Below are 26950 nucleotides of genomic sequence, written 5' to 3'. Positions count from 1 at the left end.
TATAAGTTGGACTTAAAATATCCTATTTTATTATCGAATAAAAATGATACAAAAGGATAGGATATGGAAATTTTTTTAGCTTTATTGGGTTTTTTCTCATTAGGATTGATAGTTTGGCTTTTGCTAAAAGATTATACTACTCCAGCATTAGCTTTTATAAGTGTAAGTATTAGTGTAGCTTGTATTTTACTTATTCTTGAACAACTTGGTTTTGGCGTGGGTGCAGCTTTAGGGGTTAAAGGAGGTGTTTTTGATATTAAAACATTGGTTGCTTTTATTAAAGATGGAGTCAAAAGCGTAACGGATACGGCAGCTTTGTTTGTTTTTTCTATACTCTTTTTTAGTGTTTTAAATGCAAGTGGTTTTTTTACTAAAATTTTAAATGCATTTTTATCAAAAATGAAAGCTAATGTATATCAAGTTTGCATTCTTACTGTTTTTATTGCTGCTGCTGTGCATTTAGATGGTTCAGGTGCTTCTACTTTTCTTATTGTAATACCTGCATTATTACCTATTTATGAGCGTTTAGGTATAAGAAAGACTTCAATGTTATTGATTATTACTTCGGCTATGGGGGTTATGAATGTTATTCCTTGGGGTGGTCCTACTTTAAGAGCGGCTACTAATATAGGAATGGATGCAAATTTGCTTTGGCACCATATTATACCTATTCAGATTGTAGGTTTGGTATTATCCCTTCTTTTGGCAATTTGGATTGCTAAGATAGAAATAAAAAGAGGTGCAGGCGCAGGTAACTTGTCGGGAATAAATTTAAATATAGAAAAAAGCGAACACCATAATGAAAAATGGTTTTGGTTAAATTTACTTGTAGCTATTGGGGTTATTGGGCTTTTAATTAGTGGTATTTTTCCTAGTTATATTTGCTTTATGATAGGACTTGCAATAATTTTACCGCTTAATTATCCTAATTTAAAAATAGCTAAAAAAGTTTTAGATCGTGCAAGTGCTGGTGCAATGCTTATGTATATTACTTTAATTGGTGCTGGGATATTAATAGGCGTATTTGATAAAAGTGGTATTATGGAGAAAATGGGTGTTTTGATTTTAAATTTTGTTCCAGATTATTTAGGCGCTTATATTCCTTTGATGGTAGGGATATTAGCTGTTCCAATGGCAATTATTTTTTGTACAGATTCTTATTTTTATGGAGTGATGCCTATAGTTTTGAGTGTAACTAAGGCTTTTGGCGCTGAACCTTTGACTATAGCTATTATCATGGTGATAGCAAGAAATTGTGCGACATTTATTTCTCCTGTTGTGCCTGCAACTTTGCTAGGTTGCGGTTTAGCAGAGGTTAATATTAAAGATCATATCAAAAGAAGCTTTTTTTATATATGGGGTATAAGTATTATTTGCTTGATTTTTGCTGAGGTAGCTGGGATAATATAATTAAAATAAAAAAACTTTTGATTTTTCAATGATTGGTTCATTGTTTTATGATATTTTTGAGTCAAAAATTTATAAAAATATAAGCGTTTTTTTGTATTATTTTATTTTGCTTTAGAGAAAAATTATAAATTTAAACTTATAAGAATATTTTTTAACGTTGAAAGTAAATTTTAAAACGGAGAAATGATGTACAAAAAACAAAATTTACCAGAACTTACCTTAAGGGGTTTGATTTTGGGAAGTATTTTAACTATTATTTTTACAGCTTCAAATGTATATTTGGGGTTAAAAGTGGGACTTACTTTTTCATCATCAATTCCAGCTGTGGTCATCTCCATGGCGGTTTTGAGTCTTTTTAAGACTTCAAATATTTTAGAAAATAATATGGTTCAAACTCAAGCTTCAGCAGCAGGAACTTTATCATCAGTTATTTTTGTTATCCCAGGACTTTTTATGTGTGGGTATTGGAGTGAATTTCCACTTTGGCAAACTTTTATGATATGTCTTTGTGGTGGTGGACTTGGAGTGCTTTTTACTATACCATTAAGAAGGGCTATGGTAGTTGAAAGCAAACTTGCTTATCCTGAAGGTAGGGCCGCAGCTGAAATTTTAAAAGTAGCCAATAAAGATCAGAGTAATAAAAAAGGAAAACAAGGTATTAAAGAAATAGCATTAGGCTCTTTTATAGCTGCTATTTTTAGTTTATTAAGCAATGGTTTTAAACTCACTGCAAGTGAGAGTAATTTTGCTTTCATTTGGAATAAAATGGCTTTTGGTTTTTCTATGGGATATTCTTTGGCACTTTTAGGAGCAGGTTATTTAGTCGGTTTAGCAGGTGCTATAGCTCTTTTTGTAGGTATGTTTTTAGCTTGGGGTATTTTTACTCCTTATCTTTCAAATTTTGAATTCGATAGTGCAAAAAATGCCGTAGATTTAGCTTCTAGTGTATGGAGTTCTAAAGTAAGGCTTATAGGAACAGGAGCTATTGCTATAGCAGCGCTTTGGACTTTAATAGAACTTTTAAAACCCGTTATTGAAGGTATTAAAGAAATTGTTAAAAATGTTAAAATTACTAATCAAGAAAAAAATGAAAGAACAAATATAGATCTTTCTTTAAAAAGTATTTTTATACTTTTTGTTTTAATGGTTGTGGGTTTATTTATTACTTTTTATAGTTTTGTTGAAGATGCTAACTTAAGCATTTATTATCAAATGCTATTTTCATTTGTTGGAACTTTAGTTTCTGTTTTAATAGGTTTTTTTGTTGCAGCAGCTTGCGGATATATGGCAGGACTTGTAGGATCTTCTTCTAGTCCTATTTCTGGAATCGGACTTATTGGTGTTATTATTTCTTCTATTGTTTTTTTGGTTTTAGGTGTGGAACTTTTTCAAGATCCTATGCTTTCTAAATTTGCAGTAGCGTTAGCTATTTTTACTACTAGTGTTATTTTGGCTACAGCTGCTATTTCGAATGACAATTTACAAGATTTAAAGACAGGGCATTTAGTCGGAGCTACTCCTTGGAAGCAACAAGTTGCTTTACTTGTAGGCTGTGTTTTTGGTGCTTTGGCTATAGTTCCTGTTTTAAATTTGCTTTATCAAGCCTATGGTTTTGTTGGGGCAATGCCAAGAGAAGGTATGGATGCTTCATCGGCTTTAGCAGCACCGCAAGCGAATTTAATGAGTACTATCGCTCAAGGAATTTTTCATCACAATATAGAGTGGGGTTATATGGCTTTTGGTGTATTTGTAGGAATTTTAATGATTATTATAGATAAAATTTTAAGAAGAACACAGAAGATGTCTTTGCCACCTTTAGCCGTTGGAATAGGTATTTACCTTCCACCTGCTGTAAATATACCTTTAGTTATAGGCGGAATTTTAAAATATATTGTAATGCAATACTTAACTAAAAAATATGCAAAAAATTCTCATAAAGAAGAAAAACTTGCAAGTTGTGAGCAAAGAGGCACGCTTTTTGCTTCAGGGCTTATAGTGGGTGAAAGTATTTTTGGGGTAATTATCGCAGGAATTACTGTATTTTCAGTAAGCATGGGTGGTAGTGAAAATCCTTTAGCTTTAAATTTAACAAATTTTCATGATAGCGAGCTTTTAGCACTTATCTTTTTTGTGGGAGTTGTATTATATTTCATTAAGCGTATTGTTAAAAAAGATGCTTAATTTTTGGGGTTAAAACCCCATTTAATCCATTCTGATATAATTTTTCTTTTGCAATTATCATTCAAGGATTAAAATGGAAAATTTATATGCTTTAATACTTGGAATTATAGAAGGTCTGACTGAGTTTTTACCTGTTTCTTCAACAGGACATATGATTTTAGGTACGACTATTTTAGGTATTGATATAGATGAGTTTTGGAAAAGTTTTTTGATTATTATCCAGCTTGGTTCTATTTTGGCGGTAATTTTTGTATTTTGGCGTAAATTGTTTCAAGGGCTTGATATTTGGTTAAAACTTGCAGTGGGATTTTTTCCTACTGGAGTTATAGGGCTTTTTGTGGCAAAATACTTAAATGCTTTATTTAATGGTTGGGTTGTGGTTGGAATGCTCATTTTTGGTGGTGTTGTGCTTATTCTTATAGAACTTGCGCACAAAAATAAACAATATCGTATCAATTCTTTAGAAGAAATAAGCTTTAAACAAGCTTTTTGTATAGGTATTTTTCAATCTTTAGCCATGATTCCTGGCACTTCAAGGAGTGGAGCAAGTATTATTGGTGGGCTTTTGTTAGGATTTAATAGAAAAGTTGCGGCTGAGTTTAGTTTTTTGCTTGCCATTCCAACGATGATTATCGCTACAGCTTATAGCATTTATAAAGAGCCTGAGCTTCTTAGCAATGCAAATTCTTTAATTCCTTTAGGCATAGGTTTTATCACTGCTTTTATTGTTGCAGTTTTAGTTATAAAATTTTTCTTAAAATTTATTTCTAAATTCGACTTTATCCCTTTTGGAATTTATCGTATTATTTTAGGATTTGTTTTCTTTTATTTGTATTATAGTGGGATTTTAAATGCTGGAAGTGAATTTAAGCTATAAATAAATATTAAATTTATTCTAAGATTTTTTTAAAAATAAGCTGAATTTCAAAAATAATTAAGTCTTAGAAAGTTAAAATTAGAACTTTATAAACACTCACAGGGTAAGTGAGCGACAAAGGGTTAAAAATATGGAAAAAGAAGTTATTGCGTATTTGGACAATGAGACAATAATTGACTCTCAAAGTGTGAAAAATACAAATTTAAAAGAAATTTATTTTGATAATTCTAAAGAAAGTTTAGAAGTAATCCGTCATTCTTGTGCGCATTTAATGGCACAGGCGATTAAGAGTTTGTATCCTGAGGCTAAATTTTTCGTTGGTCCTGTTATAGAAGATGGATTTTATTATGATTTTCGTGTGGAAAGTAAGATTGGCGAAGAAGATTTAGTAAAAATTGAAAAAAAGATGAAAGAACTTGCTGAAGCAAAGATTGAAATTTTAAAATATGAAATCACAAAAAACGAAGCTTTGGCTAAATTTCAAAATGATGATTTAAAACAAGAAGTTTTATTGCGTATTCCTGATGGAGCTGTAAGTATTTATAAACAAGGTGAATTTGAAGATTTGTGTCGTGGTCCTCATGTTCCAAATACGAAATTTTTACGCTTTTTTAAACTCACTCGTGTTGCAGGAGCGTATTTGGGTGGCGATGAAAAAAGAGAAATGCTTACTCGAATTTATGGTACCGCTTTTGCAGATAAGGAAAGTTTAAAAGAGTATTTAACCATTATCGAAGAAGCTAAAAAACGCGATCATAGAAAGCTTGGAACAGAGCTTAAGCTTTTTACTTTTGATGATGAGATCGGAGGAGGTCTTCCTATTTGGTTGAGTAACGGTGCAAGACTTAGATCTAAACTTGAACATATGCTTTATAAGATCCATCGTTTACATGGTTATGAGCCTGTGCGTGGGCCTGAACTTTTAAAAGCAGATGCATGGAAAATCAGTGGGCATTATGCAAACTATAAAGAAAATATGTATTTTACACAAATTGATGAACAAGAATATGGCATTAAGCCTATGAACTGTGTGGGACATATTAAAATTTATCAAAGTGATGTAAGAAGTTATCGTGATTTGCCTTTGAAATTTTTTGAATATGGCGTGGTACATCGTCATGAAAAAAGTGGGGTTTTGCATGGGCTTTTTAGAGTGAGAGAATTCACTCAAGATGATGCACATATTTTTTGTATGCCAAGTCAGATTAAAGAGCAGGTTTTAGAAATTTTAGCTTTTGTGGATAATTTGATGAAATTATTTGATTTTAGCTATGAGATGGAAATTTCAACTAAACCTGAAAAAGCCATAGGTGATGATGAAATTTGGGAAGTAGCAACTAAGGCTTTAAAAGAAGCTTTAGATGAACAAGGTTTAAAATACGGTATTGACGAAGGTGGTGGGGCTTTTTATGGTCCAAAGATCGATATTAAAATCACCGATGCTTTAAAAAGAAAGTGGCAATGCGGAACCATACAAGTAGATTTTAACCTGCCAAGTCGTTTTAAACTCGAATATACTGATAGTGATAATGAAAAAAAACAACCTGTAATGTTGCATCGTGCGATTTTAGGTTCTTTTGAAAGATTTATAGGAATTTTAACCGAGCATTGTGCGGGCGAGTTTCCATTTTTTATTGCACCAACTGCTGTGGGTATAGTACCAATAGGCGAAGCACATATTGCTTATGCAAAAGAAATTCAAAAAGAATTATTAGAGCTTAATATCGATAGTGAGGTGTATGAAAAAAATGAGAGCTTGAGTAAAAAAATTCGTATCGCTGAAAAACAAAAATTACCTATGATTCTAGTTTTAGGTGATGATGAGGTGACAAAGCGTAGCGTTGCTTTAAGAGATAGAAGAGCTAAAGAACAAAAAAATCTTAGCTTGGACGAATTTATTAAATTAGTTAAGGAGAAAATGAGTGAGGTGCACTTTTGAGTAAGGAAAAAGAAGTATTGCTTAATGAAGAAATAAGAGCGGATGAAATCAGATGTGTTGGCGATGATGGTAAGGTTTATGGTATTATCAGTAGCAATGAAGCTTTAGAAATTGCAAACCGTTTAGGGCTTGATCTTGTAATGATAGCCGCGGACGCTAAGCCGCCTGTTTGCAAGATCATGGACTATGGTAAATTCCGTTATCAACAAGAGAAAAAACAAAAAGAAGCAAGGAAAAAACAAAAAGTGATTGATATAAAAGAAATCAAACTTTCTGTAAAAATTGCTCAAAATGATATTAATTACAAGGTAAAACATGCTTTAGAATTTTTAGAACAAGGTAAGCATGTGAAATTTCGTGTATTCTTAAAAGGTCGTGAAATGGCAACTCCTGAAGCAGGTGTAGCCTTACTTAAAAAAATTTGGATCATGATAGAAAATGAAGCTAATCGTGATAAAGAGCCAAATTTTGAAGGTCGCTATGTAAATATGCTTGTAACTCCAAAAAAAGCTTAATCCATTTTTGTGGATAAAGCTTTTAAAGGTTTTAAATTTTGAAAGAAAATCCTTTTTTTTTAAAAGAGCAAATCATAACTTATCTTGGAAATAAAAGAGCACTTTTAAGTTTTTTAAATAAGGGCTTTAATGTAGCTAAAAAAGAACTCGGCAAGGATAAATTTAGTTTTTGTGATATGTTTAGTGGCTCAGGTGTTGTCAGTCGTTTTGCAAAGGCATACTCGAGTTATATTTTAGCTAATGATTTAGAAGATTATTCAAAACTTATCAATAAGTGTTATCTTGCTAATAAAGATAAAGATTTGCTCCAAAATCTAAAAAAGTGTTATAAAAATTTAACCCAAAATTTAGATTTTCAAAAAGGTTTTATCAGTGAGCTTTATGCTCCAAAAGATGATGATAATATTAAAAAAAATGAAAGGGTTTTTTATACTTTTAAAAATGCTTTATATCTTGATACTATGAGACAAAGAATTGAAAATGAAATTCCAAAAGAATTAAAGCATTTTTTTATAGCCCCTTTAATTTATGAAGCTAGTGTGCATTCAAATACTAGTGGAGTTTTTAAAGGTTTTTATAAGGGTAAGGATGGCATCGGAAAATTTGGTGGCGAAGGACAAAATGCACTTAAACGCATTAAAGGGGAAATAGAGCTTAAAATGCCTATTTTTTCAAATTTTTCTTGTGAATTTGAAGTGATGCAAAAGGATGCAAGCATGCTTGCAAAAGAACTTGATTTTTTTGATGTGGTTTATCTTGATCCTCCTTATAATCAACATCCTTATAGCTCTAATTACTTTATGTTAAATTTAATCGCAAATTATAAAAAACCTGAAGAAATTTCTAAAATCAGTGGCATTCCAAAAGATTGGAATCGTAGTACTTTTAATAAGTCAAAATTTGCCCAAGATGCTTTATTTGAACTTATTAATGATTTAAAAGCAAGAGTGATTTTACTTTCTTATAATTGTGAAGGTTTTGTAAAAAAAGAAATTTTTTTAAAGCGTTTAAGTACTCTTGGAAAATGTCGGATTTTAGAACAAAAATATAATACTTTTAGAGCTTCTCGCAATCTTAAAAATCGTAATATCCATCTTCATGAACAACTTTATATTTTAGTTAAAAATTAAATTCTTGTTGCTAAAATTATTTTTTATTTTGCATGATTAAATTAATTTTATTTTTTCAGATGTTTTGATTTTCGAGCAATAAAGATAAGGTTAAAGAGAATAATAGTTAAAATTTTTAACTTTTTTTGTTTATAATACTTGCTTTTACATTTGAAGGATAAAGATGAAAATAAAAGTTGGGATTTTAGGAGCGAGTGGTTATGCAGGTAATGAGCTTGTACGCATTTTGCTTAATCATCCCAAAGTTGAAATTTCTTATCTATGTTCGAGTTCTAGCGTGGGGCAAAATTATCAAGATCTTTATCCTAATATCCCTTTAAATTTATGTTTTGAAAATAAAAATTTAGATGAGCTTGAACTTGATCTTTTGTTTTTGGCTACTCCGCATGAATTTAGCGCTAAGCTTTTAAATGAGAATTTGTTAAAAAAGATGAAAATCATTGATTTAAGCGCAGATTTTCGTCTTAAAAATCCTAAAGATTATGAGCTTTGGTATAAATTCACTCATCCTAATCAAGAGCTTTTGCAAAATGCGGTTTATGGACTTTGCGAGCTTTATAAAGAAGAGATAAAAAAAGCAAGTTTAGTGGCAAATCCAGGTTGTTATACCACTTGTTCGATCTTAAGTCTTTATCCGCTTTTTAAAGAAAGAATCATTGATTTTAACTCAGTTATTATTGATGCAAAAAGTGGGGTAAGCGGAGCAGGAAGAAGTGCAAAGGTGGAAAATCTTTTTTGTGAAGTTAATGAAAATATCAAAGCTTATGGTTTGGCTTCACACCGTCATACTCCTGAAATTGAAGAACATTTAAGCTATGCGGCCAAAGAGAAAATCACTTTACAATTTACCCCTCATCTTGTACCTATGCAAAGAGGAATTTTAATCAGTGCTTATGCAAATTTAAAAGAGAATTTGCAAGAACAAGATATACGCGATATTTATACAAAATACTATCAAAACAATAAATTCATAAGGCTTTTACCGCCGCAGTCGTTTCCGCAGACTCGGTGGGTTAAATCAAGCAATTTTGCGGATATCAATGTTAGTATAGATCAACGCACAAGGCGTGTTATTGTGCTTGGTGCTATTGATAATTTAATTAAAGGCGCAGCAGGACAAGCTGTTCAAAATATGAATTTAATGTTTGATTTTGATGAAGATGAAGGACTTAAATTCTTTGCAAATTTGTAAAGGATAAAAATGTTAATACGAGCTATGCAAAAAAGCGATTATGAAGTCGTTTATAAGCTTTGGTGCGAGATAAAAGGCTTTGGGATAAGAAGCATTGATGATAGCAAAGAAAATATAGAAAATTTTTTAGATAGAAACCCAAATCTTAGCGTTGTAGCAGTGATTGATGAAGAAATTGTAGGAAGTATACTTTGCGGGCATGATGGACGCACAGGGGGATTTTATCATGTATGTGTACATAAAGATCATAGAAAAAAGGGTATAGCACACGAGATGACGAAATTTTGTCTTGAGGCTTTAAAAGCTCAAAAGATCAATAAAATCGCCTTAATCACCTTTAAAAACAATGATTTGGGCAATGAGTTTTGGAAACATTATGGTTTTACTTTAAGAGAAGATGCGAATTATTACGATCTTTCTTTAAATGAGTATAATCAAACTAGCTTTAATGTTTAAGGAATGATCATGCAAAAATATTTAGAAAAAGCCAATGTCTTAATCGAAGCTTTACCTTATATACGCAAATTTAATTCTAAGATTATACTTATAAAATACGGTGGATCAGCTATGGAAGATGAAGAGCTAAAGCATTGTGTGATGCAAGATATAGCTCTTTTAAAACTCGTGGGTTTAAAGCCTATCATTGTACATGGCGGAGGAAAAGATATTTCTGCTATGTGTGAAAAATTAGGCGTAAAGAGTGAGTTTAAAAACGGTCTTAGAGTTAGTGATAAAGCCACTACTGAAGTAGCAAGCATGGTTTTAAATCATATCAATAAAAATTTAGTTCATAGTTTGCAAAATTTAGGAGTTAAAGCCATAGGGCTTTGTGGTAAAGATGGTGCACTTTTAGAATGTGTGAAAAAAGATGTAAATTTAGCTTTTGTTGGCACGATACAAAAGGTAAATTCGAAAATTTTAGAAGAGCTTTTAGAAAAAGATTTTTTACCTATCATTGCTCCTATTGGCATGGATGAGGATTTTAATACTTATAATATTAACGCTGATGACGCAGCTTGTGCGATTGCTAAGGCTTTAAGGGCTGAAAAACTTGCTTTTTTAACCGATACTGCAGGGCTTTATGAGGATTTTAATGATAAAAATTCTTTGATTTCTAAAATCAGTCTTGAACAAGCTAAAATTTTAGCTCCTAAAATAGAAGGCGGTATGCATGTAAAATTAAAATCTTGCATTGATGCTTGTGAAAATGGAGTTAAAAAGGTGCATATTTTAGATGGGCGCGTGAAGCATTCTTTGTTGCTTGAGTTTTTTACTGATGAAGGTATAGGCACTTTGGTGGGTTAAAGAATGAAAATGGATTATAAAGAACAAAGTCATATTATCCCTACTTATAAGCGTTTTGATATAGTTTTAGAAAAAGGGCAGGGGGTTTATCTTTTTGATGATAAGGCTAAAAAATATCTTGATTTTTCAAGTGGTATAGGCGTTTGTGCTTTAGGATATAATCATGCTAAATTTAATGCTAAAATCAAAGCTCAAGTGGATAAGCTTTTACATACTAGCAATTTATATTATAATGAAAACATAGCCGCTGCAGCTAAAAATTTAGCCAAAGCTAGTGCTTTAGAGCGTGTTTTTTTTACAAATTCTGGCACAGAAAGTATAGAAGGAGCGATGAAAACAGCTAGAAAATACGCCTTTAACAAAGGTATTAAGGGCGGACAATTTATCGCTTTTAAGCATTCTTTTCATGGGCGTACTTTAGGGGCTTTATCGCTTACTGCTAATGAAAAATATCAAAAGCCTTTTAAACCTTTAATTTCAGGGGTTAAATTTGCAAAATATAATGATATTTTAAGCGTTGAAAAACTAGTAAATGAAAAAACTTGCGCCATTATCTTAGAAAGCGTGCAAGGAGAAGGTGGGATAAATCCTGCAAATAAAGATTTTTACAAAGCCTTAAGAAAGCTTTGCGATGAAAAAGATATATTATTAATCGCTGATGAAATTCAATGTGGCATGGGTAGAAGTGGAAAATTTTTTGCCTATGAGCACGCACAAATTTTGCCTGATATTATGACTTCAGCTAAGGCCTTAGGTTGTGGGCTTAGTGTGGGTGCTTTTGTAATAAATCAAAAAGTAGCAAGCAATTCTTTAGAAGCAGGCGATCATGGTAGCACTTATGGGGGAAATCCTTTGGTTTGCGCAGGAGTGAATGCAGTTTTTGAAATTTTTAAAGAAGAAAAAATTTTAGAAAATGTCAATAAACTCACGCCTTATTTAGAGCAAAGTTTAGATGAGTTGATAAAAGAATTTGATTTTTGTAAAAAACGCAAAGGCTTAGGGTTTATGCAAGGGCTTAGTCTTGATAAAAGTGTAAAAGTGTCCAAGGTCATTCAAAAATGCCAAGAAAATGCACTTTTGCTGATAAGTTGCGGGGAGAATGATTTGAGATTTTTACCTCCTTTGATTTCGCAAAAAGAACATATTGATGAAATGAGTGAAAAGTTAAGAAAGGCTCTAAAGAGTTTTTAATAAATTTTGTAAAAAAAGTTTATTCTTTTCCATCTACTATAGGCACAAATAAACATTCTTCTAAAATTTCTTTTTGTAAATTTGTGCCATTTTTTCTAAGGCGTGTGATGAATTGTTTGCCATTGTGTAAAATAGGAGCGACTAAAATCCCGCCATCGCTTAATTGATCGAGTAAAATTTCAGGAATTTGTGTCGCATAAGCAGAAAATAAAATTCTATCATAAGGAGCATAATTTTTCCAGCCATTTTGTCCATCATCAAATTTTACATTGATATTAAAAAGTTCTAATTCTCTGAAAGTTTGAGCGGCTTTTTTGGCTAAATTTTCTATGCGTTCTATGGTAAAAACACGCCTTATGACTTTGCTTAAAATCGCAGCTTGATAGCCGCTTCCACAACCTATCTCTAAAATACTATCAGCATTTTTAAAATCTAAAGCCATAGTCATTTTAGCTACAGTTAAAGGTGAACTAATCCATTGAGAATTTGCCAAAGGCAAAGCATCAAGGCGATAAGCATGGGCTTTTAAAGGAGAAAAAATTTCACGCGGAATTTGACAAAAAGCATTAAAAAGCTCTTCATTGATAAAAACTTTTTGTGCAATTTCTTCAGCCATATTTTGACATCTTTTTTGTTCAAATGCGTTCATTACTTCTCCTATAAATTTAAATAAAAATTGTAACTAAAAAAGTTGAAATAGAGTTAAACTTAGCTATACTTAAATAAAAAGGAAAAAAATGCTTATAAAATTTAAAAATCATAGTCCCAAACTAGGTCAAAATGTTTTTGTTGCAGAGGGAGCTAAAATCATAGGAGAAATAGAAATAGGAGATGAAAGTAGCATTTGGTTTAATTGTGTTTTAAGAGCTGATGTTAATTTTATAAAAATTGGCAAAAGAACCAATATTCAAGATCTTAGCACGGTGCATGTTTGGCATAGGGAATTTGACGAAAAAGGAAAGTTAAAAGATGCTGGTTTTCCTACAATAATAGGAGATGATGTAACCATAGGACATAATTGCGTTATCCATGCTTGTGTGATAAAAAATCGTGTTTTAATCGGAATGAATGCTGTTGTCATGGATAATGCTTTGATAGAAGAAGATAGCATAGTGGGTGCTGGAAGCGTTGTAACAAAGGGTAAAAAATTTCCGCCACGCTCTTTGATACTTGGAAATCCTGCAAAATTTGTGCGTGAATTAAACGATGAAGAAATAAGCTTTCTAAAACAATCCGCTTTAAATTATGTGGATTTTAAAAACGAGTTTTTAAAAGATCTTCAGTGATATTTTGAAGTTTAGGCGAGAGTTTTACTTCAAATTTCACAAAACGATCAAGATCTAAAAAACTCTCATCGAGTTTTGAGATTTGCTCTTTTGTATAATCTTGAATAGTATTTAAAGATGACTTTTTAAGAAGTCTTTTTTCTTTGTAGACTAATTCTAAAAGTTCTTTGCGTTCTAAATTTTCATCTTGATTTGGGTTTTCGTCAAAAACATAAAGCTCATCAAAAAGGATTTTTTGCGTGTTTTTATCATAAACTCTAAAAAGTTTTTTAAAATGAGGTAGGGTTGATTTTTCGTTATTTTCACTGATTTTTATTTTAGGTTTTATACCTTGATCTTCTAAGGCTGCGAGTTTATAAACACAACTAAAAATAGGATCGCTTGAAGCAGTGATCAATCTTTCGCCTACACCAAAGATATCAATAGGTGCGTTTTGTTCTTTGAGTTTTTTAATGCTCCATTCATCAAGGGCGTTAGAAACTATGATTTTACATTTTTGAAGTCCTGCTTGATCAAGTTCTTGTCTGATTTTCAAACTCAACTCAAATAAATTTCCAGAATCTATTCTCACACCGCCTTCTTGGATACCAAATTCTTTAAAAACTTTAATTGCATTTTTAAGTCCGCTATTTAGACAATCATAAGTATCAATCAAAAAAACAGGATTTTTTGGATAAATTTTCACATAAGCTTTAAAAGCTTCAAGTTCATTTTCAAACATTTGCACCCAAGAATGTGCCATAGTTCCATTGATAGGGATATTATAAATTTTTCCTGCTAAAGTACAAGCACTTCCTATGCAACCTCCTATAAAAGCTGCTCTTGCCCCTTTTAAGGCCGCTTCACTTCCTTGTGCTCTGCGTGAGCCAAATTCTAAAATTTTACTGTTTTTAGCTGCACGCACGATACGATTGGTTTTGGTAGCAATAAGGCTTTGGTGGTTTAAACTTAAAAGTAAAAAAGTTTCTAAAAGCTGTGCTTCTATGGTTGTAGCTTTAATACATAGCAAAGGTTCGTTTGGAAAAATCACTTCTCCTTCACGCATAGCATAAATTTCACCTTTAAATTTAAAGTTAGCTAAAAAATCTAAAAATTCTGTATCAAAAATACCTTGTTTTCTTAAAAATTCTATATCTTCTGCATCAAAACTCAAATTTTCAACAAAGTCTAAAATATCTTCAAGACCTGCAAAAATAGCAAAAGATCCTGAATCTGGAATTTTTCTAAAAAATATATCAAAATAACAAATTTGATCTTTTTTATTGTTTTTGAAATAGCCTTGAGACATTGTAAATTCATAAAAATCACAAAGTAAGGCTAAAGAAGTTTTAGAAGTCATCAAAGCTTATACTACCCTTAGAATAATTCGTTACTTTACTTTCAAAGAAATTGCTCTTTTGATCGTTAAATTTTGAAAAATCATCTACCCATTTAATAGGATGTTTTGCATTGTATAGCTTGTCTAAATTGATTGCGCTTAATCTTTGATCTACAAGATAATGGATATATTCTTCTATGATATCATCAGTAAAGCCCATGATTTGATTTTGAGTGATGTATTTACCCCATTTGATCTCAAGATCTCCAGCTTTTTTAAACATATCATAAATTTTATTGATATTTTCATCATGGAACAAATCAGGTCTTTCTTTGCGTACTGAATTGATCATATTTTGAAATAATAAAAGATGTGTGATTTCATCTCTTTGGATAAAGCGGATCATTTGTGCTGAACCTAGCATTTTTCCTGCACGTGCAAGTGCGTAAATAGCAGTAAAACCACTATAAAAATATACTCCTTCTAAAATTTGATTTGCCACCATAGCTAAAAGAAGTTTATTATCATCTACATCGCCTGCTAATTCTTCATAAATGCTTGAAATAAAGTCATTTTTTTCACGCAAAGTTTCATCATGCTTTTCCATTTCATAAATCAAATCTGTATTATCGCAAATCGCTTCTACCATAACAGCGTAAGATTTTGAATGGTTTGCCTCTTCATAAGCTTGGCGTGCTAAAACCGCATTGATTTCAGGAGCTGTGATATAAGGGTTGATATTATCTGCTAAATTATTGGTTTGAAAACTATCCATAGAAATAAGCTGACTCCAAACTAAATCATACATTCTTTTTTCACCTGTGGTTAAATTACAGCGATAATCAAGTGCATCTTTAGTTGTATCCACTTCTTTTGGAAACCAAGTATTTGCCTCCATTAAATCCCAAAGTTTTAAAGCCCAAGTATATTTTGCCTTAGTGAAATTTAAAATTCCATGTGGGTTACCATCAAAAACTTTACGATCTCCTAGGGTTTCGTTTGAGCTTGGATTGTAAATTCTTTTTCTTTGCATTTTTTAACCTTTCTTTATGCTTTGGTGGCTATACAACTTTGAGTTAAAATATCATGTAAATTTAAACGATCTTTTCTTACAAAACTGACAAATAAACCAAAGAGTAAGCCAAAACTTATAATAAATATCACATATCTTAGTAAAATTCTAAGAAAACTTAGTTTCTTTCCCGTTTTTATATCAATAAGATATAAATCATATGCTTTAAGACCTGGGCTTTGTGCCTTTTTTGTTAAAAAAATAGCTTGAATCAAACCAAATAAAAAAGTACATAAAGTTGTGATAAAATGGTTGTTTAAAAAAGCTTCTTTAGAGCCTAATATAAAATAAAATAAATATAAAATAGGAACATAAATAAGAAAAATATCTATAAGCAAAGCTCTAAATCTTAACCATCTAGAGCTAATTTTTGCTTTAGTTTTCATTTAATTTCCACGACTTCCTGGTTTTATGGCTTTGCTCCCTTTTTTACAAAGCGGACAATTTGTTTCATCATAAATTTCAAATTCAAAATTTCCTAGAGTAAAGAGTGGTAAATTTTCAGGTAATTTCGCATTATCTTTTCTTGGAGATTTTAGATTTTCTACCGCACAAAAACCACGATTTGCTAATGCTGCAAAACCTACAACAATGCCACCTAAACTTTCAATGATTTTTGCACTCTCTAAAGCACTACCACCTGTAGTAATGATATCTTCACAAATTATAAATTTTTCACCCTTTTTTACTTCAAAACCACGTCTTAAAGTCATTTCTTTATTTACTCTTTCAGTGAAGATAAAACGTTTACTACAAGCTCTCGCAAGCTCATAACCTGCTAAAATTCCACCTAAAGCAGGAGAACAAATGCTATCAAATTCTATCTTATAGCTTGCAATAATCTTTGCAAGTTCATCACAAAGTTTTGCTGCTAATTTTGGATCCTCTAAAACTTTTGCACTTTGAAGATAAAATTGCGAATGTTTACCTGAACTTAGTAAAAAATGCCCTTCTAAATAAGCACCACAATCTTTATAAATTTGCTCTAAATTCATCGTTAAACCTTTAAAAGTTCACTTTCTTTGCTTTTTACACTCTCATCAATTTTTGTTGTATAGGTGTCGGTAAGTTTTTGCACTTCATCATAAGCTTTTTTTGCTTCATCTTCGCTTATTGCCTTATCTTTTTCTAGTTTTTTAACTGCATCGTTGGCATCTTTGCGTATATTTCTTATAGAAACTTTTGCCTTTTCACCCATAGCTTTAGCTTGCTTTACGTTTTCTTCTCTTTGCTCTCTAGTCATCGGAGGGAAAAATAATTTTACACTTTCGCCGTCATTGTTTGGATTTACACCGATATTTGCAGCTGCAATAGCACTTTCTATGGTTTTTAGTAAAGGTTTTTCCCAAGGAGTGATGCTAATAGTTGAAGCATCGCTTGCTAAAACAGTTGCTACTTGATTTAAAGGAGTTTGAGTTCCGTAATAATCCACTGTAATATGATCTAAAATATGGGTATTAACTTTTCCAGTTCTTAAAGTGGTGAAGTCTTTTTTTAAGGCTTCTAAAGATTTTTCACTTTGGGTTTTTTGTTTGTTAAAAATTTCACTTAGCATTATCATTTCCTTTAATTATTTACTTGAATTAACATCGCTTGGAAGTTGTGGTGCACTTGGAGCGATAGAATTTGTGTTTGGGGTAGCAGGCACAATAGGAGCGCTTGGAATAGTAGTGTTGTTTTCTACTTTAATTTTCTCTGCTAGAGAGTCCTTGCTAGCTTTATTGTATAAATAACCAAGACCAATAGTATTTGCAATAAGTAAAATTCCCATAATAAAGGTAAATTTTGCTAAAAATCCAGCCGGTCCTTTGGCGCCAAATAAACTTTCATTGCTTCCACTATAAGCTCCAAGTCCTATACTTGAACTTTTTTGAAGTAAAACTGCTATACAAATAACTACAACGATGATAAATTGTAAAATGATTAAAAGAGTGATCATTGAAAATTCCTAAAAGTTAATTTTTAAATGATTATTTTAGCTAAATAAAACTTGAAAAGTTTTGAAACTTGATAAGTTTTTGTGAGAAAAATCCCACAAAAACTTATCTGCTATTGAAGCTTCTTAAGATATTAAGTAAAGATACGAAAAGATTAACAAAATCAAGATAAAGTGCTACTGCACCTTCGATTGGAGTTTCATAATTTCCGCGGATAATATTTTGCGTATCATAAAGAATGTAAAATGAAAATAATATTGCAGCTACTGCTGAAATAGCTAGATTAACTATACTGCTTTGGAAGAAAAGGTTTAGTAAAGATGCTGCTACAATAACGATTAATACTATAAATAAAGCTTTACCCATAACAGTAAAATCTTTTTTTGTATTCATAGCAAATACACTAAGTCCTGCAAAAGCAACCGTTGTTAAAGCAAAAGCTTGAGCGATGATAATTCCTCCAGCTGGTAGAGCTAAAACTGAAATAAGTAAAGGTGTAAGCGTTAAACCTGAGCAGAAAGTAAAACCAAAAAGTAAAACAAGATTTAATGGAGCCTCTCTTTTTTTCCATTGCAAAGCAAATAAAAGTCCGATTTCAACAGCAAAAAGGATCCAAAAAGTTACTTGTGATTGTATAAAAAATGATGCTAAAGCAAAAATTCCTACATATGCACCTACTGTTGCAGCTAATAATGAAGCAGCAAAAAGTTGATAAGTTTGTTTAATAAAAATACTTAATTCGCTTGAGCGTGTATTTTCAAATTCTTTTGATCTTGAGTAGTCTCTATCATAAAGACTCATAAAATTCTCCTTGCAAAATTGTTAGATTTTTTAAAATCTTGAGCGAAATCTAACATATTAGACTAAATAAAAAGTTAATTTATATAATATCTTAATGCTTAAATGAAATCTTTGCTGAAATTTTGTTATAATTTCAAGATTTTAGTTTTAGGTTGGTTTTATGGAAAATCTTATTAGCGGTGCGATTAAGTTTATGCAAGAAGACTTTAAGGAGCATGAAGAACTTTTTGAAAGTCTAAAAAATAAGCAAAATCCCCATACTCTTTTTATAGGTTGTTCTGATTCTAGAGTAATTCCAAATTTGATCACTAATACGGGTCCAGGTGAGCTTTTTGTAATACGAAATATTGCAAATATAGTTCCACCTTATCGCGTTGGAGAAGATTACTTGGCGACAACTTCAGCAATAGAGTATGCTTTAAATTCATTGCATATTAAAAATATCGTCGTTTGTGGCCATAGTAATTGTGGAGGTTGCAATGCTCTTTATTATTCTGATGAAGAGTTAAATAAAATTCCTAACGTGAAAAAATGGCTTACTATGTTAGATCCGATAAAAAAAGATGTGATGATTTTTGCAAGAGACGATTTGGCTATGCGTTCATGGCTTACAGAAAAATTAAATTTAGTAAATTCTTTGCAAAATATACTTACTTATCCAGGCGTGCAAGAAGCTTTAGATGAAGGAAAAATAGAAGTACATGCTTGGTATTATATTATAGAGACAGGTGAAATTTATGAGTATGATTTTAAAGCAAAAATTTTTACTTTAATACAAGATAGGAAAGTTCAATGAAGAAAATTATTTTTAGTTTATGTTTTTTTATTTTATACCTTGGAGCACAAGAATTTAAATTTATTGATGCGAATATTAGTAAAGAAGATGAAGGAATTTATGCTTTAGTTGAAAAATATGTTGATCTTAACAATCAAATTAAAGAATTTAAGAAAAACAATGATGAAAATTCAAGCACTTTTAATGGTATTTTAAGTGAATTTGAAAAAGACAAAAAGACTATTTTAGCAAAAATACCCGATATGATAGTAGGACAAAAGATTAATGAAGAGGCAGTGGCTAGATTTTTAAAAGCAAAAGAAAAATTACTAGATGTTCAAAAAAAGAATATTAATAAGCCTTACATTTATACAGATGCCACTCTTAATCTAGTTTATTTTAACATTGTGGAAAGTTTTTATTCTTCTTTGTTTGAAGTGGAAAAACTTTTTAAAAATACAGCAAGTAGTGAAGATTTAATTGCTACTGTTGATAAGGCAATGGAAAATTTACAAAATTCTTCTAGTGTAAATTTAGATAGTTTTAAAAGCAAAATTACAAATCCAGAAGAATTGGAAAAAATTACCCTAAAAGAAAGATATATTGGTAACGCTCTAGATTCTTATTCTGAAATTCTTAAGTATTTACGATCAAATGCAGATTTGCTTGAAAGTAATTATATTTTTTCACTACTTGAGCTTCAAGTTTGGATAGATCGTATAAACGAGGCAATTGGGGTAAGTTTTGTTAATATCGGAAAAATAGTAATTTCTGCTTTGGTTTTAGTTTTTTTTATATCTTTAAGACGTTTTTTTGCAAATATAGTATATTTTTTCCTTGTTCGGCTTTTTTATAGAAATAAAAATGATGTAGATGATATTAAAGTTATTTTTATTGAGAATATTAAAAAACCAGTGAGTTTTTTTCTGATTGTTTATGCTATTTCGATTTGTCTTACTATAGCAACTTATCCTGCACCTTTAAGTATTAATTTGAGTAATTTTTTCCACATAATTTATGCGGTTTTGATTGCATGGCTTATTTTAAAAATGCTTGATGGTTATGGAATGGTACTAGTTTCTAAGCTTGCTCAAAAAAGCGGAAAAAAAGAAGTTGTAAATTTAATTATTAAAATTTTATATTTTGTTATTATTATCATAGCTTTATTATATATCCTTGCTCAGCTTGGTTTTAATATTTCAGCTATTATTGCATCTTTGGGAATTGGTGGTTTAGCTGTTGCTTTAGCAGCGAAAGATATAATTGCAAATTTCTTTGCTTCTATACTTTTACTTTTTGATAATAGTTTTAATCAAGGAGATTGGGTAGAGGTTTCAGGTATAGAAGGAACAGTAGTTGAAATAGGACTTAGAAAAACTACTATTAGAACTTTTGATAATTGTCTCGTATTTTTACCAAATTCAACTATTATGGGAGCTAATATCAAAAATTGGAGTAAAAGACGCATGGGTCGCCATGTTAGAATGTATTTGGGTGTTGGTTATGATGCTACTCCTGAAAAATTAGATCAATGTGTAAAAGATTTGAAAGAATTTTTGGATACAAGTGATTTGGTAGCTCACGATGAGGATAGTGCATTAAAATATGGTGATCATACGACAAAATATCGTCAAAATCTTGTATCTATTAACGATTTAGAAGGCTATAAAAATGCTTGTTATGTGGCTTTAAGCGAATTTGCAGATAGTAGTATTAATATAGAGCTTTATTTTTATACCAAAGAAATAGGTGGAAAAGATTTTAGAGAAGCTAGACAAAGTTTAATGCTTGAGTTTATGCGTATAATTGAAAAAAATGGTTTAACCTTTGCTTTCCCAAGTCGCAGTATTTATATAGAAAATTTACCACCCCTTGATTTGCAAGCAAAAGCTATAAAATAGCAAGATTTTATCTTGCTATTTTTTTAAACTGGTATAACGCGTATATTTGGACTTAATTCTTCTTGTAAAATTGTTTCAATAGCATAAAGTGTTGCACCACTTCCACTAGAACAACCACTACAAGCACCAAGATAACGAATATAAACATCAATTGCTGCGCCTTCAGCCTTTTGTATATCAATTACTTCCAAATCTCCACCATCATTATGAAGCATAGGGCGAATTTCAGCATCTAAAACACTTTCAACTGCTTTTAATTGTCCTACTACGGTCATTTCATCAAAAGCTACATCACTTTTCATTGTATTTTTGAGTTTTTCTCTATCCATCTCGGCTCTGGTTTCAGCTAAAATATCTACAAGGTAATAATCTCTTTTTTCATGTCCGCCTGGTTTGATACAGGACTTGCAAAAAGCACCTGCTTTAGTATATTGTGTGATTTCTTCTACACTATGCAAATCATTAAGTTTAATCACTTCTTTAATAGTTCCAAGACTTACTCTAGCGCACTCACAAACTATAATTTGATCTTCAAAATCTTCAGGACTTATACCTTTATAATGAGCTGCTGCTTGTTTGATTACATCATAAGCCATAACCGAACAGTGCATTTTTTGAGGTGGAACAGCTGGAGTTTCTGGATTATCACGCATAGCAAATTCCACATCTAAATTTGTGATTTTTACTGCTTCATCTACAGTTTTTCCTATGCAAAGATCTACCATAGTATCACTACTTGCTATAGCTGTACCACAACCAAAACTTTTAAATTTTGCATCGATAATTTTATCAGTTTTTTCATCTACAAGCCAAAAAAGTCTTACTGCATCACCGCAACTTTCTGCGCCAAAATCAGCTACGATCAATTTTGCATTGCGTGCTTTAGCATCTTCTTCGCTAAATTCTCCCATATGTTGAGGATTATTCATTCTATCTTGAACTTTTTGTGAATACTCATCCCAAATGGATCCACCAATTAAACTATTTTTTCCCATTTTTCATCCTTATTTGTAATTATTTGGATTATAAGCATAAGTACAAGAAATTGCTCTTAATCTCTGTGTTGCATTTTTAATTTGTTTTGCTGCATAATCAATTTCTTCTTCAGTGTTAAAACGTGACAAAGAAAGTCTTAAAGCTGTATGCGCTAAATCATGCTCCGCACCGATAGCTTCCATAATAGGATTGCTTTCTAAAGCTTCACTTGCACAGGCTGAGCCCGTACTTGCAGCTATACCATTTTTATTTAAATCCCAAAGCATTGCTTCGCCTTCAACACCTTTAATACTTGCTAAGATTGTATTAGGCACACGGTGTTCCCTTTTTCCAACCACTGTTGTATCAGGCAAGGCTAAAATTTGATCTTCTAGTTTATCTCTTAAACGGCGTATATGAGAATCTTCAAAATCAAGCATAGTATTTGCAATACGCAAAGCCTCGCCCATAGCCACTATATAAGGCACATTTAAAGTTCCACTTCTACGACCACCCATGTGTTCTCCACCGTGTAAAAGTGGAGTAAGTTTAAGTCCTTTTTTTATAAAAAGTCCACCCACACCCTTTGGTCCATGAAATTTATGCGCCGAAAATGAAGCAAAATCAACTCCTACTTGAGTCAAATTAACCTTTATTTTGCCTACTGCTTGAGTAGCATCTGTATGAAAAAGAGCGCCAAATTCATGTGCAAGTTCTGCCATCGCTTTAATATCAAAAATCATACCTGTTTCATTATTTGCCCACATAACACTTACAAGTGCTGTTTTATCGCTAATCACTTTACGTAAATCTTCTACAGTAGAAACCCCTTCTTCATTTACAGGGAGTTCTATGACTTTTACTCCAAGACTTTTTAAAAAATAAGCAGCAGCGGTAACAGCAGGGTGTTCTACGCTAGAAATAATCACTTCATTGCGTTCTTTATCTAAAATATGATCAAAATACACACCCTTAAGCACCCAGTTAATGCTTTCTGTCGCACAGGAGGTTACAACTATGTCATCTAGGTCATTTGCTCCAAGTCCTGCATAAAGTTTATCCAAAGCTTCTCTTAAGGCAGGATGTGTTGCGCTACCATATTGATGAAGGCTATTTGGATTTCCATACATATCCTTTAAAAAAGGTAGCATCAACTCATAAGCATTAGGATCAAGCATCGTCGTTGCATTGTTATCTAAATATACTTTCACTTTAAAATCCTTAATTTATCCTTAACTTTAATTAGGATATTTTTTATCTTTATTCGAAAATGGATAATAACAAAAATTTATAAAAATTAGGTTAAAAATTATAACAAAAATAAAATGTTAAAGTAAAATTTTAAAGTGAAATATTTTGTGGATTTTATATAGTAAAAATGAGAAATACTATTTCTTAAATTTTTCTTCGTAATACTTTACTATTTTTGAATCTTCTTTGACTGTATGTTTAAAGATAAAATCTTGAACAACGAGATCTAGCTTTTCAGTCATTATATTTACAAATTTAGCTTCACTGATGATAATTTCTTCAATTTCTAAGATAATTTTTCTGTGAATTCTTGTATGATGGTTGATATAAGGATATTCTATTTCTCTCATAAAGGCTTCTTCATCTGAAAAATGTCTATTGATCATTATCAACAACTCTCTTAAAACAATTTTTAATTCTTTTGTTTCAACATGACGTTGGCTCATTAAAGAGAGTTTTTTAGAAATTTCAAAAAGTTCTTTATGTTGATGATCTAAAAGATCATTATTCATTGAAATAATTTTTTCACTATAAATCATGGTTTTGAGTGCTTTTATATTTATATTTTTTCGGGGGCGAATTATAATGTTATTATACTTAAAATTTTATTAATTAATCATATAAAAATTATTATTATTGAAATATTTATAATTTATATATTTTTTGTAAAAATTATTTTAAACCATCACAGACATATAAGAGTTTAGAATTTTATTTATATTTGCTTGTTTTTGGCGACGATCTAGAAAATTTTCTATAGAATTAGAGCGTAGTTGATTTACCTCTTCTAATCTTTGCGTGTCTTGACTTTGGTTTTGATATTGTTTTTTAAAAGCATCAAAATCATTGCGAGTTTGATCGATATAAATTTGAAATATTGAGCTTGAATTTGCAAATTCTCTTAAATCCATATCTTTTTGGTAGTTAATATATTGTTGAAAAAATACAGATAGTTTGTCTTGAGTACTTGTTTTTTTATCTATGCCATTAACATAAAGATAAAGATCAAAACTCATCTTTTTTTCATTTTCTTTTTTAATATAATCTTCTATATCCATTTCGCCTTTAAGAATTTTTTGTAAATTTTGATGAGAGCTCAGTTCTAGAGTGACAGGTTTCATAAAAAAGTTAAATTCTTTTTCATTTTGGGTTTTTATATCATGGTAGATAAAATTCATTAAAAGACCAGATTTTGATACTTCTGCATTTTTAGTTAAATAAGGTTTTAAAATTTCATTAGAAGAAGTATTTTCTATGGCTTTATTAAAATGAAAATTAGTTATTTTATTATCTAACATTAAAGTATTTAAATTTGTGATATTGCTTAATGCTAAATCAATTTCTTCTTGATTGTTGTAAATTCTTGAAATTTGGCCCAAAAATTCTCCATTATCTGTTGAAAAACCTGATGATAGTTTTGAAATAAAATCGCGATTTAAATAAGCATTATCATCTTGTAAAAATTCTGAATTTATAGATTTTAATGAACTATGATAGCTATTTAAAAGATAAGGTAGATCAATTTTATTATAATTTAAAATTTCATCTTGTTTCGTGAGTTCTTTTGCTATACTTCTAACGCTTTTAATATTGATATCATAAGATTCTGGTATATTGGCAATTTTATTTAAATCTTTATCGAAAAAACCTTCTTCATTGATTCTAAATCCAAATTCACTGGCATAAGTGGTATTATTAAAAATATAACTTAATTGTTCTAAGCTATTTTCATTTCCTTCTTGTTCTAAAGCTTTGCTATCTTTAATTAAATTTAGAGCAGAGCTATTCTGTAAAGGATTAGATAAGGTTAAATTTTGATACGGATTTGCCGAATTTATAGTCATTTTAAATCTTTCCAAAATATTGCTGATTTTTTATAAGCAAAAGGTGTGCCAAGTTTTTTAAAAATTAAATTCAGTCAAAAATTAGAAAACATTTGATAGTATTTAGCTTTTCTTTTAATTTGAAAAATAAAAATTTATCTAAATAAGGAAAGCGTATGCCAAAGATGAAAAGCGTTAAAAGCGCAGTTAAACGCTTCAAAGTAGGTAAAAATAAAATCAAAAGAGGCTCAGCTTTTAGAAGTCATATTTTGACTAAAAAACCTGCAAAAAGAATGCGTGATCTTCGCACAGCTAAATATGTGCATAACACAAATGTAAAAGCTGTTGAAAAAATGCTAGGAATTTAAGTTTTTGACTAAAAGTCATTCAAACTCCCCTCTGAGATAAAATTTCAAGGGTAAGCTCCAAATTTGGACGCCACTTTATGAAAGGAAATAAAAATGGCAAGAGTAAAAACAGGTGTTGTTAGACGCCGCAGACACAAAAAAGTTTTAAAATTAGCACGTGGTTTTTATAGTGGACGCCGTAAACATTTTAGAAAAGCGAAAGAACAATTAGAAAGAAGTCTAGTCTATGCTTATCGTGATAGACGCCGCAAAAAAAGAGACTTTCGCCGTCTTTGGATTGTGCGTATCAATGCTGCTTGTAGGCTTAATGATTTAAGTTATTCAAGATTTATTAATGGTCTTAAAAAAGCAGGTATTGAACTTGATAGAAAAATTCTAGCAGATCTAGCTATGAATGATGCTGCTGCTTTTGCAAAAATTGCAGAGGCCGCAAAAAAAGCACTTTAATTTTTTAGTGTAAGAATTTCAAGATTTTATCTTGAAATTCTTAAAATTCTAAACAACCTTACAGCATAAATTTTATTCTCAAAAATTTTTTTACATTTTATTTTTTTTATTTATCATTGAATTTATATAAAATCACATTTATTGTGCCTTGAAGCTTTTAAAACGACTAAATTCTACAGTATGTAATTTTTAAATTATCCAAAAAGAATTTAACGACTTTAACAACATCCATCCTAATAATTTTAAAATTATCAGGATGAAATTTTAACAAGTAGGAGAGTAAAAACTAATTAAACTAAGTATTATCTTTTATAAGATTACCAAAGATAATTAAACTGAGCAAATCCTGTATGGGTATTGCCATCTTTATCAAACATTCCATTATAGTTTAAACTAAAATAGAAAGCTTCATTAACAGGAACGATAAAAGAAGTGCTTACAAATTTTTGTATTCTTGGTAAATCAAACTCATCACTTACTTTTATATTTCCAAATCTAGCCTCAGCTTCTACTTTAGGATTGATATTAAACTTAGCTCCAAGTTCTACTGAAGTTTTTAAATTAGGCAACCAATCTCTAAACCAAGTAAAGCTTGTTTTAGTAGAGAAAAGATTTAAATAGTTTGCATAGGTTCTTTCTCCATCCTTAACTGTTGCTTGTCCTATAGTGTCTTTCATAGAAAAAGCTTCAGTATAGCCTCCTTCATAAGCAAGACCTATTTCAGGGGAGAATATATCTTTATTAGAAATAAAATTCATACCTAAGGCTGTATTGACTCCATAAGCATAAGAATTAGGTTCAGCTTTAGCTTCATTATTTCCTATTTTTTTAGTTAAATCATTTTTAATCAAAGCAGCTTTACCTTGAGCTTTGATATAAACTTCTTGACCTTTTTCTGTAGTAAATAAGGTATTAAAGTATTTTAAACCTGCATAATAGGTTCTATTATTAATATCAAAATAAGTTGAACCCATTCTTGTATCTTCATAACCTGCATACACACCATATATTCCACTGTCTTTTAAAGTAGAATAACCTATAATGGTTCCTTTAGTGTGTCCTTTACTTTCTTCATTTAAAGAAAGTTCAACATTCTGTGAAGAAGTATAAGGAAGGATGAATAAAGAATGTTCTTTATTAGAACCATAGCTTCCATTATTTAAATCACTCTTTATATAATCACTTGCATCTGCATATAAATTACCCTTTTCAGACATAGCAATGCTTTGAGATTTACTTGAAGAAGCTAAAGCAAA

The 26950-nt window shown here is 30.7% G+C and carries 28 protein-coding genes; 15 read left to right on the top strand and 13 right to left on the bottom strand.

Annotated features, from left to right (window positions below; genetic code table 11):
* Window positions 1-63: 63 nt before the first annotated feature.
* From AJ932_RS01645 to AJ932_RS01600, 10 genes are all read left to right on the top strand, one after another.
* The gene (locus AJ932_RS01645; RefSeq protein WP_070278512.1) at window positions 64-1410 is read left to right on the top strand and encodes a CitMHS family transporter; all 1347 of its coding nucleotides are present in this window, start codon (window positions 64-66) and stop codon (window positions 1408-1410) included.
* 183 nt (window positions 1411-1593) lie between these two features.
* On the top strand, window positions 1594-3591 hold the full coding sequence (locus AJ932_RS01640) for an OPT family oligopeptide transporter (protein ID WP_074470014.1): 1998 nt from the start codon (window positions 1594-1596) through the stop codon (window positions 3589-3591).
* 73 nt (window positions 3592-3664) lie between these two features.
* The gene (locus AJ932_RS01635; protein ID WP_002860630.1) at window positions 3665-4468 is read left to right on the top strand and encodes an undecaprenyl-diphosphate phosphatase; all 804 of its coding nucleotides are present in this window, start codon (window positions 3665-3667) and stop codon (window positions 4466-4468) included.
* A gap of 130 nt (window positions 4469-4598) precedes the next feature.
* Window positions 4599-6407, top strand: coding sequence for a threonine--tRNA ligase (gene thrS / locus AJ932_RS01630; RefSeq protein WP_070233477.1), 1809 nt, complete (start codon window positions 4599-4601; stop codon window positions 6405-6407).
* A complete protein-coding gene (gene infC / locus AJ932_RS01625; RefSeq protein ID WP_070233476.1) occupies window positions 6404-6922 on the top strand; it encodes a translation initiation factor IF-3 in 519 nt (172 codons plus the stop codon). Before thrS ends, infC begins: the two co-directional genes overlap by 4 nt.
* A gap of 38 nt (window positions 6923-6960) precedes the next feature.
* Entirely contained in the window at window positions 6961-8052 is a 1092-nt protein-coding gene (locus AJ932_RS01620) for a DNA adenine methylase (protein ID WP_070278514.1), read from the top strand.
* 163 nt (window positions 8053-8215) lie between these two features.
* Complete coding sequence (gene argC, locus AJ932_RS01615) at window positions 8216-9244, top strand: N-acetyl-gamma-glutamyl-phosphate reductase (protein ID WP_070233474.1); 1029 nt, start codon at window positions 8216-8218, stop codon at window positions 9242-9244.
* Between the two features lie 9 nt (window positions 9245-9253).
* Window positions 9254-9700 carry a GNAT family N-acetyltransferase gene (locus AJ932_RS01610; RefSeq protein WP_070278516.1) on the top strand — a complete coding sequence of 149 codons (447 nt, stop codon included), beginning with the start codon at window positions 9254-9256 and terminating at the stop codon, window positions 9698-9700.
* Between the two features lie 3 nt (window positions 9701-9703).
* A complete protein-coding gene (argB, locus tag AJ932_RS01605; protein WP_079396354.1) occupies window positions 9704-10549 on the top strand; it encodes an acetylglutamate kinase in 846 nt (281 codons plus the stop codon).
* Between the two features lie 3 nt (window positions 10550-10552).
* Window positions 10553-11740, top strand: coding sequence for an aspartate aminotransferase family protein (locus AJ932_RS01600; RefSeq protein ID WP_083261778.1), 1188 nt, complete (start codon window positions 10553-10555; stop codon window positions 11738-11740).
* Between the two features lie 19 nt (window positions 11741-11759).
* On the opposite strand, the gene AJ932_RS01595 is transcribed toward AJ932_RS01600, so the two are convergent.
* The gene (locus tag AJ932_RS01595) at window positions 11760-12389 is read right to left on the bottom strand and encodes a protein-L-isoaspartate(D-aspartate) O-methyltransferase (protein ID WP_002861021.1); all 630 of its coding nucleotides are present in this window, start codon (window positions 12387-12389) and stop codon (window positions 11760-11762) included.
* 88 nt (window positions 12390-12477) lie between these two features.
* Between AJ932_RS01595 and AJ932_RS01590 the strand changes: the two genes are divergently transcribed.
* A complete protein-coding gene (locus AJ932_RS01590; RefSeq protein WP_002861022.1) occupies window positions 12478-13026 on the top strand; it encodes a gamma carbonic anhydrase family protein in 549 nt (182 codons plus the stop codon).
* Here AJ932_RS01590 and AJ932_RS01585 read toward each other — a convergent pair.
* The 7 genes from AJ932_RS01585 to AJ932_RS01555 form a co-directional block, all read right to left on the bottom strand.
* Entirely contained in the window at window positions 12995-14368 is a 1374-nt protein-coding gene (locus AJ932_RS01585) for a nicotinate phosphoribosyltransferase (protein WP_074470018.1), read from the bottom strand. The two genes, AJ932_RS01590 and AJ932_RS01585, sit on opposite strands and share 32 nt — an antisense overlap.
* Window positions 14355-15377 (bottom strand): ribonucleotide-diphosphate reductase subunit beta, encoded by a 1023-nt coding sequence (locus AJ932_RS01580; RefSeq protein WP_002870660.1) that lies wholly within the window; start codon window positions 15375-15377, stop codon window positions 14355-14357. Before AJ932_RS01580 ends, AJ932_RS01585 begins: the two co-directional genes overlap by 14 nt.
* Before the next feature lie 14 nt (window positions 15378-15391).
* Entirely contained in the window at window positions 15392-15802 is a 411-nt protein-coding gene (locus AJ932_RS01575; protein ID WP_002870659.1) for an RDD family protein, read from the bottom strand.
* Window positions 15803-16411: an orotate phosphoribosyltransferase gene (gene pyrE, locus AJ932_RS01570; RefSeq protein ID WP_002854423.1), complete on the bottom strand. Its 609-nt coding sequence runs from the start codon at window positions 16409-16411 to the stop codon at window positions 15803-15805.
* Window positions 16412-16413: 2 nt separating this feature from the next.
* Window positions 16414-16977: a ribosome recycling factor gene (gene frr / locus AJ932_RS01565; protein WP_079460285.1), complete on the bottom strand. Its 564-nt coding sequence runs from the start codon at window positions 16975-16977 to the stop codon at window positions 16414-16416.
* A gap of 9 nt (window positions 16978-16986) precedes the next feature.
* Window positions 16987-17355, bottom strand: coding sequence for a preprotein translocase subunit SecG (secG, locus tag AJ932_RS01560; RefSeq protein WP_070233472.1), 369 nt, complete (start codon window positions 17353-17355; stop codon window positions 16987-16989).
* A 103-nt stretch (window positions 17356-17458) separates the two neighbouring features.
* Window positions 17459-18154, bottom strand: a complete 696-nt coding sequence (locus tag AJ932_RS01555; RefSeq protein WP_002851668.1) for a Bax inhibitor-1/YccA family protein — start codon at window positions 18152-18154, stop codon at window positions 17459-17461.
* A gap of 160 nt (window positions 18155-18314) precedes the next feature.
* Here AJ932_RS01555 and AJ932_RS01550 point away from each other — a divergent pair, with 160 nt between their 5' ends.
* Entirely contained in the window at window positions 18315-18950 is a 636-nt protein-coding gene (locus AJ932_RS01550; RefSeq protein ID WP_002851887.1) for a carbonic anhydrase, read from the top strand.
* Entirely contained in the window at window positions 18947-20830 is a 1884-nt protein-coding gene (locus tag AJ932_RS01545; protein WP_044794269.1) for a mechanosensitive ion channel family protein, read from the top strand. Before AJ932_RS01550 ends, AJ932_RS01545 begins: the two co-directional genes overlap by 4 nt.
* 23 nt (window positions 20831-20853) lie before the next feature.
* Here the strand turns inward: AJ932_RS01545 and AJ932_RS01540 are convergent, their stop codons facing one another.
* The 4 genes from AJ932_RS01540 to AJ932_RS01525 all read right to left on the bottom strand — a co-directional run bounded on the left by AJ932_RS01540 (window position 20854) and on the right by AJ932_RS01525 (window position 24900).
* Window positions 20854-21825, bottom strand: a complete 972-nt coding sequence (locus AJ932_RS01540) for an iron-sulfur cluster assembly scaffold protein (RefSeq protein WP_070278518.1) — start codon at window positions 21823-21825, stop codon at window positions 20854-20856.
* A gap of 9 nt (window positions 21826-21834) precedes the next feature.
* Window positions 21835-23016 (bottom strand): NifS family cysteine desulfurase, encoded by a 1182-nt coding sequence (locus AJ932_RS01535; protein WP_002858709.1) that lies wholly within the window; start codon window positions 23014-23016, stop codon window positions 21835-21837.
* Window positions 23017-23193: 177 nt separating this feature from the next.
* Complete coding sequence (locus AJ932_RS01530; protein ID WP_070233471.1) at window positions 23194-23595, bottom strand: hemerythrin domain-containing protein; 402 nt, start codon at window positions 23593-23595, stop codon at window positions 23194-23196.
* A gap of 138 nt (window positions 23596-23733) precedes the next feature.
* Window positions 23734-24900: a hypothetical protein gene (locus AJ932_RS01525; protein WP_070233470.1), complete on the bottom strand. Its 1167-nt coding sequence runs from the start codon at window positions 24898-24900 to the stop codon at window positions 23734-23736.
* Between the two features lie 155 nt (window positions 24901-25055).
* On the opposite strand from AJ932_RS01525, the gene rpmI reads away from it, so the two are divergent.
* Complete coding sequence (gene rpmI / locus AJ932_RS01520) at window positions 25056-25247, top strand: 50S ribosomal protein L35 (RefSeq protein WP_070233469.1); 192 nt, start codon at window positions 25056-25058, stop codon at window positions 25245-25247.
* Between the two features lie 93 nt (window positions 25248-25340).
* On the top strand, window positions 25341-25694 hold the full coding sequence (rplT, locus tag AJ932_RS01515) for a 50S ribosomal protein L20 (protein ID WP_002851731.1): 354 nt from the start codon (window positions 25341-25343) through the stop codon (window positions 25692-25694).
* A gap of 317 nt (window positions 25695-26011) precedes the next feature.
* Here rplT and AJ932_RS01510 read toward each other — a convergent pair.
* Window positions 26012-26950, bottom strand: a 939-nt coding sequence (locus AJ932_RS01510) for an autotransporter outer membrane beta-barrel domain-containing protein (RefSeq protein ID WP_148123012.1), incomplete at its 5' end; no start/stop codon positions are given.

This window comes from Campylobacter sp. BCW_6873, assembly GCF_001762365.1.
GTDB classification, from domain to species: Bacteria; Campylobacterota; Campylobacteria; order Campylobacterales; family Campylobacteraceae; genus Campylobacter_D; species Campylobacter_D jejuni.
Note: the sequence above shows the minus strand (reverse complement) of the source record. Positions and strands in the feature narration are given on the sequence as shown.